We start from the raw sequence: 12,671 nt of genomic DNA on the forward strand, positions 1-12,671 counted from the left end.
CGAGGAAAGCATGCGCGTGCAGTATATGCATGCGCATGCGATTGGGGAGAGGGGCGAAGGGGGGCGTTTCGATGGGGAGTTGGAGGCGGGGGGCCGGGGCCCGGCTCCGGGGCGGAGAGTTGGGGGCGGGGGCCCGGGGAGCGGCTGCGACGGGGGGTTGGGGGGACCGGGACCGGGGCCGCCCCCGGTCCCGCCGCCGCCCCTGGTCCACCGCCCACGGTCGGTCAGCTCACCGGTGTGCCCGCGCGGAGTTCCAGGCGGTCGCCGTGGAAGGAGGACCTGAACCGTTCGTCGTGCGAGACCACGACGATCGCGCCCGGGTAGCCGGCCAGCGCCTGTTCCACCTCCTCGACCAGGGCGAGCGAGACGTGGTTGGTCGGCTCGTCCAGTACGAGCAGGTCGGCGGGGCGGGTGACCAGGCGGGCCAGTTCGAGCCGGCGCCGCTGGCCCGCGGAGAGCGCCGCGAGGGGTACCGCCAGGTCTTCCTCGCGGAACAGGCCGAGGGACAGGAGTTCGTCGGCGTGCTCCTCGGGGAGGCCGGGGCGTCCGGCCGCGTACGCTCCGAGCAACGGTACGCGGGCGTGACTGCGGCCCAACTCCTGTGCGAGGTAACCAATGTGACGGGCCGTCCGGCGGACCCGTCCCGTGTCCGGGGTGAGGTCGCCCGCGAGGACGCGGAGCAGGGTGGTCTTGCCCGCGCCGTTGGGGCCCGAGACCAGCAGGCGGCGGCCCGGCTCGACGCTCAGGCTCGGCACGTCGAGGCGGGCGCCCACGGTGACGCCGGTCAGTTCGACGAGCGGTCCGTCGGGCGCGGTGGCGGCCGCCGTGGTGAGGCGGGCCTGGAAGCGCAGGGGTGACGGCGGGGCGGCGACCGGGTGGCGCTCCAGCTGGTCCAGGCGGGTCCTGGCCGCCCTGACCTGCCCGGACAGCTTCGCCTCCGATGAGCGGCGGTGCTTGCCGAAGCCCTGGCCCGGGTCCTTGGCGGTGTTGGCGAGGCGACGGGTGGCCGCCTCCGTCAGGTCGCGGGCGCGGGTCAGCTCCTCCGTCCACTCCTCGTGGGCCAGTTCGCGCCGGCGGCGCGCGGCGGCCCGCGCCGTACGGTATCCGGCCCAGCCGTCTCCGTACCGGACGACCGTGCGCAGGTCCCGGTCGACCTCCAGGATGGTGGTGGAGACGCGTTCGAGGAAGGCGCGGTCGTGGGTGACGATCACCAATGTGCCGCGGTGTGCGGTGAGTTGGGCGGCCAGCCAGTCCACCGCCTGGCGGTCGAGGTGGTTGGTCGGCTCGTCGAGCAGCAGCAGCTCGGGGCGGGCGGCCAGGACGCAGGCCAGCGCGAGGCGGGACTGCTCGCCGCCGGAGAGTGAGCCGAGGGTGCGGTCGCGGGTGAGGTGCGCGAGGCCCAGGGCGTACGTCGCGGCCTCGGCGCGGGCGTCGGCACGGTAGCCGTCGCGTTCCTCGTACGCCGTCAACAGGTCGCCGTACGCCGCGAGTTCGGCCTCCGTCGCGTGCGCGAGGCGGGTCTCGGCGGCGCGGATGTCGGCTTCGAGGGTACGCAGGTCCGCGAGCGCGCGGTCCACGACGTCCTGGACGGTGTGGTCGGGGGCCAGGGCGAGGGTCTGTTCCAGGTGGCCGGTGCCGCCCGGGAAGACGGCGGTGACCTCTCCGGCGTCGGGCCGCTCCGCGCCGGCGAGCAGCCGCAGCAGGGTCGACTTGCCGGATCCGTTCTCGCCGATGACGGCGGCCCTCTCGCCGGGGTGGAGGCTGAACGAGACCTGATCGAGTACGACGCGGTTGCCGTAGGCCTTGCGGACGTCGTGCAGGGTCAGCTGGGAAGGGTGGTGGGCGCGTGGGCGCATGGGGGATCCCCTGGGGTACTCGGTACGGGCTTCTTCCTGGCGGGGCGGGGTGCGGGGCGCGGGGCGCTGCCGCGTGGGGGTCAGCGGAAGAAGTAGTACGAGTACGTGTGCATGGGGGGAGGTTAGCGGGGGTGGGGTTGGGGGCGCGCGGGGTTTTTCCGCGACCCGGGCCGCCCCCGGGGGGTTCGCCCACCCGCCCACCCGTGCAAGGGGTGGAGAAAGCTGGCCCCCTGGGGCTGCGCCCCAGCCCCCTGCGGGGGCTTCGCCCCCTGCACCCCCGGGGGTTTGCCCACCCGCCCACCCGTGCAAGGGGTGGAGAAAGCTGGCCCCCTGGGGCTGCGCCCCAGCCCCCCTGCGGGGGCTTCGCCCCCTGCACCCCCGCAGCCCCTCGGGGGCGCGGGGAACTGCGCGAGCAACCACGCACGGTCTGCGGGGAGGGGGCCGCATCGACCCGCCCGTCGGGGCCGTTTCAGGGGCGCGGGGAACTGCGCGAACGCCGCCCTCCAACACCCGCTCACCCGCCCCCCAAGCGCGCGAACGCCGCCCTCCAGCACCCGCTCACCCGCCCCCCAAGCGCGCGCGAGCGCCGCCGTCCACCACCCCGCTCACCCGCACCGCCCAAACACCCAACCCCCCAAGCGCGCGCGAGCGCCCCCGCCCCCGCGGCTCACGAAGGCGTGTTCACCTCGGACGCGGGGCGGGATGTCGACGCCTGCGTGCGGGCCCTCGTCAGGGACTGGCGGGAGCGGTGCGCGGTGTGGAGGGCGTCCCAGGTCAGGGTGGTCAGGGCCAGCCACACCAGGGCGAAGCCCGCCCAGCGTTCCGGTGGCATCTCCTCGTGGAAGTACACGACGCCCAGCGCGAACTGGAAGACCGGTGCCAGATATTGCAGCAGCCCGAGCGTCGACAGCGGCACCCTGATCGCCGCGCCGCCGAAGCAGACCAGCGGAATGGCCGTCACCACGCCCGTCGCGGCGAGCAGCGCCGCGTGCCCCGGGCCCCCGCTCGTGAAGGTGGACCGGCCCTGGCCGCCCAGCCACAGCAGATATCCGAGCGCAGGCAGGAACTGCACGGCGGTCTCGGCGGCCAGGGACTCAAGCCCGCCGAGGTTCACCTGCTTCTTCACCAGGCCGTACGTCGCGAACGAGAACGCCAGCGTCAACGAGATCCACGGCGGACGCCCATAGCCCACCGTCAGGACGATCACCGCCGCGAGCCCCGTCGCGACCGCCGCCCACTGGGCCCGCCGCAGCCGTTCCTTCAGGATCAGCACGCCCATCGCGATGGTGACGAGTGGGTTGATGAAGTAGCCCAGTGACGCCTCGACCACGTGGCCGGAGTTGACCGACCAGATGTAGACGCCCCAGTTGACGGTGATCACGACGGCGGCGACGGCTATGAGCGCCAGCCTGCGCGGGGTGCGCACCAGCTCGCCGATCCACGCCCAGCGGCGCAGCGCGAGCAGGGCGACGGCGACGAGGGCCAGGGACCACACCATGCGGTGGGCCAGGATCTCCAGGGCGTCCGCCGGTTTGAGCAGCGGCCAGAACAGGGGCACGAGCCCCCACATCCCGTACGCGCCGATCCCGTACAGCAGCCCGGCCTTGAATTGTCCCGACGATTCCTCGGCCACTGGTCCTCCCGTGCGCACGCTCGACCAGCCGAAGGTAGCGCCGAATCGGCCACGGTGTCATGCCCGTACCGCGATACGGTCCTGACGCCCCGGCCGGACCCACCTCATCCCGCCCCGCCTCACCCGTCCCACCGCCCGCGCGGAGGTCAGTCCGGCTGAGGGGCCTGGCCGGCCTCCAGGAGGTGCAGCGCGCGGGACACGTCGAAGGGCAGGATCGTCACCGCGACGGAGGGAAGGTGCTCCAGGGCCTTCGCCATCTCCTCCGCCGTACCCCGGTGCAGCACCTTGCCCAGCGCGTTGGTGTAGAGGCGCCGGGGGACCAGGACCGTCAGCGATGTCGCGCCGTCCTCGGTGGTGCGTGCGGCCAGTTCCACCATGGCGTGCCGCAGCCGGCGGTCGGGGCAGGCCAGGAGGTTCAGGGGGACCGAGGTCGCCGCCGTCGCCTCCCAGGCCGCCGCCAGGTCGCGCGCCCGTGGCTCGTCGATCGCGAAGTGGACGGCCCTGATCTCGTCGGGCCGCACCTCGTGCGCGTACCGCAGCGCTTTGAGGGTCGCCAGATCCAGCGTCTCGACCAGGACGAACACCACGTGCCGGCCCGCCCTTGGCCGGTCGGCGCCGGGCGCGGAAAGGGCGGTGAGCGCGGACGCCTCGCGCCGGTACTCGCGGTTGATCCGGGTCAGCGCCCACACCCCAAGCGGGAAGATCACCACCACCAGCCAGGCGCCCTCGGTGAACTTGGTGACGGCGAAGATCAGGACGACGGCGGCGGACACCACCGCCGCGAGCGCGTTGACGCCGAGCTTGAGGCGCCGGTACCGCTCGCGCCGCCGCCAGTGGTAGGCGGTGAGACCCGCCCCGGCCATCGTGAACGCCGTGAACACCCCGATGGCGTACAGCGCCACCAGCTTGTCCACGCTCGCGCCGGTCACCAGGAGCAGGGCGAGGGAGACGACGGTGAGCGCGATGATCCCGTTGGAGAAGGCGAGCCGGTGGCCACGCCGGGTCAACTGCCGCGGCAGGAAACGGTCCTCGGCGACAAAGCTGGCGAGGAAGGGAAAGCCGGTGAAGGGGGTGTTGGCGCCCGTGTAGAGCACGAGGGCCGTGGCCAGCTGGACGAAGACCAGACCGGCCGTCCCCAACACGCCGCCCCCGAAGGCGAAGTGGGCCTCCTGGGCGATCACCGTCGGGGTGCCGTCCTGGTAGGGGACCGCGTGCGTGAAGCGGGCGAGCGTGGAGACGCCGAGGACCAGGACGCCCAGGACGCAGCTCATCGTGATGAGGGTGCGCCGCGCGTTGCGGCCCTGGGGGTCGCGGAACACCGAGACGCCGTTGGAGATCGCCTCGAGGCCGGTCAGCGAGGAGCCGCCGTTGGCGAAGGCGCGCAGCACGATGAAGAGCGACGCCCCGTACAGCCAGCCGTGGCCCGGGGCGCCGAAGGGGACCACGCCCGCCGCGTGCGGGTCGGCGTGGGGCAGCCCGTGGGTGAGACCGCGTACGGCCGAGACGGCGAGCATCAGGGCGACGGCCGCCATGAAGAGGTAGGCGGGCAGCGCGAACAGCCGCCCCGCCTCGCGCAGGCCGCGCAGATTCCCGTACGCGAGGACCAGGATCACCCCGAAGGACAGCGGGAGTTGGAGGTGGTCCAGGGCGGTGGGGCCGCCGCCGACCAGGTGCGCGAGGGAGACGATCGCGTTGGTGCCGGCCGAGACCTGGACGGCGACGGTCACGATGTAGTCGACGAGCAGGGCGACCGCGGCGACCTGCGCGATGGTCGGGCCGAAGTTCTCGCGGGCCACGACGTAGGAGCCGCCGGCCCGGGTGTAGATCATGACGACGTCGCTGTAGCAGAGGGTCAGCAGGAGCAGGACGAGCAGGATCGCCCCCGTCACCGGCATGAGCAGCGAGAACGCCGCGGCCCCCGCCACCGGGACCAGCACCCGCAGCATTTCCTCGGAGCCGTAAGCGGAGGAGCTGACGCAGTCCGACGCCAGCACGCCGAGCGCCGTGCGGTTGCTCAGCCTCTCGTCGCTGACGCGCTCCGTGGTGAGGGGCTTGCCGAGCAGGCGCCGCTTGACGCGGTAGGCGAGACGGTCCATGCCCCATGAGTACGGGTGCCCGGCCCGGGATTCGCGCAGACTCCCCGGCCGGGCACCCGGCGCTCATGCCACTGGATCAGCCGACGACGGTCCAGGTGTCCTTGCCCGCGAGCAGCGCGCCCAGGTCTCCCTTGCCGTTCTGCTCGATGGCGGTGTCGAGCTGGTCGGCCATCAGAGTGTCGTAGACCGGACGCTCCACGGAGCGGAAGACACCGATGGGGGTGTGGTGCAGGGTGTCCGGGTCGGCGAGCCGGGACAGCGCGAACGCGGTGGTCGGCGAGGCGCTGTGCGCGTCGTGGACCAGGATGTCCCCCTCGTTGTCCGGGGTGACGGGGACGACCACGAGGTCACCGGTCGCCGCGTCACGGACGACGCCCTTGGCGGCGTCGGCGCCGAAGCGGATCGGCTGCCCGTGTTCGAGGCGGATCACCGCTTCCTGCGCCTGGTCCTTGTCCTTGAGGACGTCGAAGGCGCCGTCGTTGAAGATGTTGCAGTTCTGGTAGATCTCCACCAGCGCGGTGCCCGGGTGTTCGGCGGCCTGGCGCAGCACCTCGGTGAGGTGCTTGCGGTCGGAGTCGACGGTGCGCGCGACGAAGGACGCCTCGGCGCCGATCGCCAGGGACACCGGGTTGAAGGGCGCGTCGAGCGATCCCATCGGCGTCGACTTGGTGATCTTGCCGACTTCGGAGGTCGGGGAGTACTGGCCCTTGGTGAGACCGTAGATCCGGTTGTTGAACAGAAGGATCTTCAGGTTCACGTTGCGGCGCAGGGCGTGGATGAGGTGGTTGCCGCCGATCGACAGCGCGTCGCCGTCCCCCGTGACCACCCACACGCTCAAGTCCCGCCGGGAGGAGGCGAGTCCGGTCGCGATCGCCGGTGCGCGGCCGTGGATGGAGTGCATGCCGTACGTGTTCATGTAGTACGGGAAACGCGAGGAGCAGCCGATGCCGGAGACGAAGACGATGTTCTCCCTGGCCAGGCCGAGTTCGGGCATGAAGCCCTGCACGGCGGCCAGGACCGCGTAGTCACCGCAGCCCGGGCACCAGCGCACCTCCTGGTCGGACTTGAAGTCCTTCATGGACTGCTTGCCCTCGGCCCTGGGGACCAGGTGCAGGAGCTCGTTGGCGTGAGCGTCAGGCATCGATGGCCTCCTTGAGGGCGGTGGCAAGCTGCTCCGCCTTGAACGGCATGCCGTTGACCTGGTTGTAGGAGTGGGCGTCCACCAGGTACTTGGCGCGGATGAGGGTGGCGAGCTGGCCGAGGTTCATCTCCGGCACGACGACCTTGTCGTAGCGGGCCAGGATCTCGCCGAGGTTCTTCGGGAAGGGGTTGAGGTGGCGCAGATGGGCCTGGGCGATGAGCTCGCCCCGGGCGCGCAGCCTGCGCACGGCGGCGGTGATGGGGCCGTAGGTGGAGCCCCAGCCGAGCACCAGGGTGCGGGCGCCGCCCGGGTCGTCCACGCCCAGGTCGGGGACCTCGATGCCGTCGATCTTGGCCTGGCGGGTGCGGACCATGAAGTCGTGGTTGGCCGGGTCGTAGGAGATGTTGCCCGTGCCGTCCTGCTTCTCGATGCCGCCGATGCGGTGTTCGAGCCCCGGCGTGCCCGGGACCGCCCACGGGCGGGCGAGGGTCTGGGGGTCGCGCTTGTAGGGCCAGAACACCTCGGTGCCGTCGGCCAGGGTGTGGTTGGGCGCGGTGGCGAACCGCACGCGCAGGTCCGGGAGTTCACTCAGCTCGGGGATCCGCCACGGCTCGGAGCCGTTGGCCAGATAGCCGTCCGAGAGCAGGAAGACCGGGGTGCGGTAGGTCAGCGCGATGCGCGCCGCGTCCAGTGCCGCGTCGAAGCAGTCGGCCGGCGTTTTCGGCGCCACGACCGGCACCGGCGCCTCGCCGTTGCGGCCGTACATCGCCTGCAACAGGTCGGCCTGCTCGGTCTTGGTCGGCAGACCAGTGGAGGGCCCGCCGCGCTGGATGTCCACGATCAGCAGGGGCAGTTCGAGCGAGACGGCCAGACCGATCGCCTCGGACTTCAGGGCGACGCCCGGTCCCGAGGTGGTGGTGACCGCGAGCGAGCCGCCGAACGCCGCGCCGAGGGCGGCCCCGACCCCCGCGATCTCGTCCTCCGCCTGGAAGGTCCGCACGCCGAAGTTCTTGTGACGCGACAGCTCGTGCAGGATGTCGGAGGCCGGGGTGATCGGATAGGAGCCCAGGTAGAGGGGCAGGTCCGCCTGCTGTCCGGCCGCGATCAGACCGTAGGACAGGGCCAGGTTGCCGGAGATGTTGCGGTAGGTGCCGGCCGGGAAGGCCGCCGTGGCCGGCGCGACCTCGTAGGAGACCGCGAAGTCCTCGGTGGTCTCGCCGAAGTTCCACCCCGCGCGGAACGCCGCCACGTTCGCCTCGGCGATGGCCGGGTTCTTGGCGAACTTGGTTCGCAGGAACCTCTCCGTGCCCTCGGTGGGCCGGTGGTACATCCACGACAGCAGCCCGAGGGCGAACATGTTCTTGGAGCGCTCGGCCTCCTTGCGCGAGAGCCCGAACTCCTTCAGCGCCTCCACCGTCAGCGTGGTCAGCGGCACCGGGTGCACGTTGTACGCCGACAGGGAGCCGTCCTCCAGCGGGGAGGTGTCGTAGCCGACCTTGGCCATCGCGCGCTTGGCGAACTCGTCCGTGTTCACGATGATCTCGGCGCCGCGCGGCACGTCCCCCAGGTTCGCCTTCAGCGCCGCCGGGTTCATCGCCACCAGCACGTTCGGCGCGTCGCCCGGGGTGAGGATGTCGTGATCGGCGAAGTGCAACTGGTAGCTGGAGACACCCGGCAGCGTGCCGGCGGGCGCCCGGATCTCTGCCGGGAAGTTGGGCAGCGTCGACAAGTCGTTGCCGAACGACGCGGTCTCCGAAGTGAAGCGGTCACCGGTGAGCTGCATGCCGTCACCCGAGTCACCCGCGAAACGGATGATCACGCGGTCGAGACGCCGGATCTCCTTCGCGCCGGCGGGCCTGCGCTGCTCTTTGACCAGGGCCTCTTCGGCTCCGTCGGCCTGCTCGGCTGGGCTACTGACCTGGCTGGTCACTGAACTGGACCTCCCTCGGGCGGCTGCTCGGGCGCCTCCGGCCGACCGGTAGCGCCAAGGCCCACCCTACGTCGGTAAGGGTGGCCTTCCCTGGACCGCTCACATGTTGGACGCTCTTTTGAGACGCCTCACTGCCCTGAACTGCCATTGCTCCGCTTCCCCGGGGCGGCGCGGCCCGGTGGGCCCTTCACCCCGGACGGCCGGGGCCCGCACGGTCCCCGACGGGGCGGCGGACGGTCATGAGTTGATGTACGTCAGGACCGCCAGGACCCGGCGGTGATCGCCGACGCTGGGCGAGAGCCCGAGCTTCAGGAAGATGTTGCTCACGTGTTTCTCGACGGCGCCGTCGCTCACGACCAGCTGCTTGGCGATCGCGGAGTTGGTCCGGCCCTCGGCCATCAGGCCGAGGACCTCCCGTTCACGCGGCGTCAGATGGGCGAGCACGTCCTGCTTGCGGCTGCGCCCCAGGAGCTGGGCGACGACCTCGGGGTCGAGCGCGGTGCCGCCCTTGGCTACCCGCACCACGGCCTCGACGAACTCCCGCACATCGGCGACCCGGTCCTTGAGGAGATAGCCCACGCCCCGGCTCGACCCGGCGAGCAGTTCGGTGGCGTACTGCTCCTCCACGTACTGGCTGAGCACCAGCACCCCGATCGCGGGGTAGCGCGCCCGCAGCAGCACCGCCGCGCGCACGCCCTCGTCGGTGTGGGTGGGCGGCATCCGCACGTCCGCCACCACCACATCCGGGGCCATGCCCTGCTCCGCCAGCTCCCCCACCGTCTTGACCAGCGCGTCCCCGTCGCCCACACCCGCGACGACGTCATGCCCCCGGTCGGTCAGCAGCCGGGTCAGGCCCTCCCGCAGCAGCACCGAATCCTCGGCGATGACCACCCGCACCCTGTCCTCCACGATCCCGCTGCCCCCCGTGCTTCCTTGGCTCCGTGGCCGGGCCCGCCCGGGCGCCCGGCCCATGACTCGGCGTGAGCCATGGCGTTGTGCCCACCCAGCATCCCAGCATCGGGGCAAGAATCCGCCTGCGCCAGGCAAAATCCCCCGGCCCTGTGCGGGGGCCGGGGGAGTGGGCCGGGCGCGCCGTACCGCGCGGGCGCGAAGGCGGGCGAGGTCAGGGGCGCGTCAGGCGCGCCACGGCAGCTCCGCCGTGATCGTGGTCGGGCCGCCGGGCGGCGAGTCGACGACCAGAATCCCGTCCACGGCGTCCAGCCGTTCCGCCAGACCCGCGAGGCCCGAACCGGCCGACGCGTCCGCCCCGCCGCGCCCGTTGTCACCGACCTGGAGCATCAGCCGTTCCCCCGCGCGCCACACATCGACGGACGCGCGGCCGGCCCCGCTGTGCTTGCTGACGTTCTGGAGCAGTTCGGAGACCGTGTAGTACGCGATGCCCTCGATCGCCGGGACCGGCCGGGCCGGCAGGTCCACCTCGACCATGACCGGGACCGTGCAGCGGGAGGCCACCGAGGACAGGGCCGCGTCCAGGCCGCGGTCGGTGAGCACCGCCGGGTGGATGCCGCGCGCCAGATCACGCAGCTCCTGAAGGGCGACCTTGACCTCGCCGTGCGCCTCGTCGACCATCGCGGCCGCGGCCTCGGGGTCCTCGGCCAGCTTCTCCTTGGCCAGGCCCAGGTCCATGGCGAGCGCCACCAGACGGGCCTGCGCGCCGTCGTGCAAGTCCCGCTCGATGCGCCGCAGGTCGGCCGCCGTGGTGTCCACGACGACCCCCCGGTCCGACTCCAGCTCGCTCACCCGCTCCTCGAGGCGCGAAGGGCCGAGCAGCCCGACGACGAGGATCTTGTCCATCGTGGCGAGCGCGCGGACCAGCCACGGCACGACGAGGGTGATCAGCAGCCCTACCAGCGCGGTCAGGGCGACCGTGGCGGGCGTGTCCAGATACACGTTGTGCTTGTCGCCGCCGTAGACCTGGATGCCGTCGTGGCTGGTGTAAGTGGGGAAGACCCACTGCCACAGCGGGTACGACAGCAGCGTCCAGCCGACCGTCCACGTGGTCAGGGCGGTGACGAAGGCGAAGATCGCCCAGGGGAAGTGCAGCACCGAGTAGAGCAGGTGGCGCCAGGAGACCCCGCTCTTGAGCACCCCGCCGACCCAGCCCATGAACCCGGCGCGCGAGCGCACCGGCCCCGGGTCGGCGATCTCCACCCGCAGCAGCGTCCGCGCCCTGACCCGCTCCATCGCCCCGAAGGCGCGGCAGCCCATCAGGCTCACGGCCATCAAGGGGATGCCGAGGAAGGTGATGAGCAGGCCCGCGCTCATCGACACCATCACGACCGCCCAGCAGAACAGCACGATGCTGATGGGCAGACTGAGCAGCAGGTAGCCGAATTCCCGGAACGTGCGCCCCTCGAACGGCGCGCGCAGCACCGGCGGAAGGAGGTGTTGCCGCGGCTCGCGGGAGCGCGCCCCGCCGTACCCGTACTCGCTCTCCATGGTCATCGGTCCTGTCCGTCCATTCCTCGTGACGCGGCCGCCGTGGTGGCGCCGCCCTCATGAACACCAGCTTCGCGCCGGGCGCGGCCCGGGACCATGCGGCCGGTCACCCTCTTCGGGCGGGGGTTTTCCCTACCCCCGGCCACCCGGAACTCCCAGGTCCCAGGTCCCCGGCCACCCGGAACTCCCAGGTCCCAGGTCCCCGGACCCCCGGACCCCCTGGCCCCGCCCCCTGGATACGCCCCGGCCGCCGCCGGGTCAGTCCTTCGGGCCCCGGTCGCGCCAGGGCAGTTCGGCCGTCACGACGGTCGGGCCGCCCTCGGGGGACTCGAGGACCAGCAGCCCGTCCACCGCGTCGAGGCGTTCGGCGAGCCCGGCCATGCCGGTGCCGCCGTCGAGCCGTGCGCCGCCCACCCCGTCGTCCTCGACCTGGATGAGCAACCGCTCCGCGCTGCGCCACACCTCGACCGACGCGGTGCGCGCCCGGCTGTGCTTGCTGATGTTCTGGAGCAGTTCGGAGACCGTGAAATAGGCGATGCCCTCGATGGCGGCGGCGGGGCGCGCCGGCAGGTCGACGGCGACCGTGACCGCGACCGTGCAGCGGGAGGCGACCGAGGACAGGGCCGCGTCGAGACCCCGGTCGGTGAGCACCGCCGGGTGGATGCCGCGCGCCAGATCACGCAGCTCCCGCAGCGCCAGTTTCACCTCGCCGTGCGCCTCGTCCACCATCACGGCCGCCGCGTCCGGATCCTCCAGCAGCTTCTCCTTCGCCAGACCGAGCCCCATGGCGAGCGCCACCAGACGGGCCTGAGCGCCGTCGTGCAGATCGCGCTCGATGCGGCGCAGATCGGCCGCCGCCGTGTCCACGACCACCCCCCGGTCGGACTCCAGCTCGGCGATCCTGCGCTCCAGGCTGTCGGACGGCGAGAGCAGGGAGCGCACCATCATCCGGTCGACGTTGGACAGGCCCCGCACCACGAAGCCGAGCACCGGCCACGCGAGGAAGAGGGAGACCACCGTCACCGTGAAGGTCAGGATCCCCCACGGCAGCCGCACGAACTCGTACAGCACATTGCGCCAGGCCACCGGGTCGCGCAGGCTGGTCCACAGCCAGGGCAGGAGACCGCCGTGACGTCGTGGACTCGCCGGGATGGGCGTGGACTCCTCGACCCGCACCCCCAGCAGGGCCCGCGCCCTGGCCCGCTCCGCCTTGCCCAGCTGGCGCGCCCCGAGCAGCCCGGCCGCGAGCAGCGGCAGGCCGATCACGGTGACGGAGAGACCGAGCCCCAGCACGACCACCACGACGACATAGGCGAAGCCGAACACTCCGAGCGGCAAGTTGACGAGGAGATGAACGATCTCCTTCCAGGTGTGCCGGTCGTAGGCGAACCGCACCGCTGGCGGGGTCGCGCTCTGGGCGCCGGCGGTGACGCCTGCGGATGGTGCTGCGTACCGTTGCTGGTCGCGGGGGGTGCTGGTCATGGTGCCAAGACTGCCGGGCGCCGATCCCCGATGCCATGGGGTGCCGCACCCTCTTGTACGGGGGAAAACCCCA

At 72.1% G+C, this 12,671-nt stretch carries 8 protein-coding genes; all 8 read right to left on the reverse strand.

The features are described from left to right. Positions 1-224: 224 nt before the first annotated feature. The 8 genes from abc-f to ABR738_RS24320 all read right to left on the reverse strand — a co-directional run bounded on the left by abc-f (position 225) and on the right by ABR738_RS24320 (position 12,598). A complete protein-coding gene (abc-f, locus tag ABR738_RS24285; RefSeq protein WP_350232091.1) occupies positions 225-1,856 on the reverse strand; it encodes a ribosomal protection-like ABC-F family protein in 1,632 nt (543 codons plus the stop codon). A 667-nt stretch (positions 1,857-2,523) separates the two neighbouring features. Then, the gene (gene rarD / locus ABR738_RS24290; protein ID WP_502964239.1) at positions 2,524-3,426 is read right to left on the reverse strand and encodes an EamA family transporter RarD; all 903 of its coding nucleotides are present in this window, start codon (positions 3,424-3,426) and stop codon (positions 2,524-2,526) included. Between the two features lie 209 nt (positions 3,427-3,635). Then, positions 3,636-5,585, reverse strand: coding sequence for an APC family permease (locus ABR738_RS24295; protein WP_350232093.1), 1,950 nt, complete (start codon positions 5,583-5,585; stop codon positions 3,636-3,638). A 76-nt stretch (positions 5,586-5,661) separates the two neighbouring features. Continuing rightward, positions 5,662-6,726, reverse strand: coding sequence for a 2-oxoacid:ferredoxin oxidoreductase subunit beta (locus tag ABR738_RS24300; protein ID WP_350232094.1), 1,065 nt, complete (start codon positions 6,724-6,726; stop codon positions 5,662-5,664). Then, positions 6,719-8,656 carry a 2-oxoacid:acceptor oxidoreductase subunit alpha gene (locus ABR738_RS24305; RefSeq protein WP_350232095.1) on the reverse strand — a complete coding sequence of 646 codons (1,938 nt, stop codon included), beginning with the start codon at positions 8,654-8,656 and terminating at the stop codon, positions 6,719-6,721. The genes ABR738_RS24300 and ABR738_RS24305 overlap by 8 nt, the downstream gene beginning before the upstream one ends. 237 nt (positions 8,657-8,893) lie before the next feature. After that, on the reverse strand, positions 8,894-9,553 hold the full coding sequence (locus tag ABR738_RS24310) for a LuxR C-terminal-related transcriptional regulator (protein WP_350234714.1): 660 nt from the start codon (positions 9,551-9,553) through the stop codon (positions 8,894-8,896). Positions 9,554-9,790: 237 nt separating this feature from the next. Further along, complete coding sequence (locus tag ABR738_RS24315) at positions 9,791-11,116, reverse strand: sensor histidine kinase (RefSeq protein WP_350234715.1); 1,326 nt, start codon at positions 11,114-11,116, stop codon at positions 9,791-9,793. A 258-nt stretch (positions 11,117-11,374) separates the two neighbouring features. Then, positions 11,375-12,598 (reverse strand): sensor histidine kinase, encoded by a 1,224-nt coding sequence (locus tag ABR738_RS24320; protein WP_350232096.1) that lies wholly within the window; start codon positions 12,596-12,598, stop codon positions 11,375-11,377. Positions 12,599-12,671 lie beyond the last annotated feature (73 nt).

Source organism: Streptomyces sp. Edi4, from assembly GCF_040253615.1.
Taxonomy (GTDB): Bacteria; Actinomycetota; Actinomycetes; order Streptomycetales; family Streptomycetaceae; genus Streptomyces.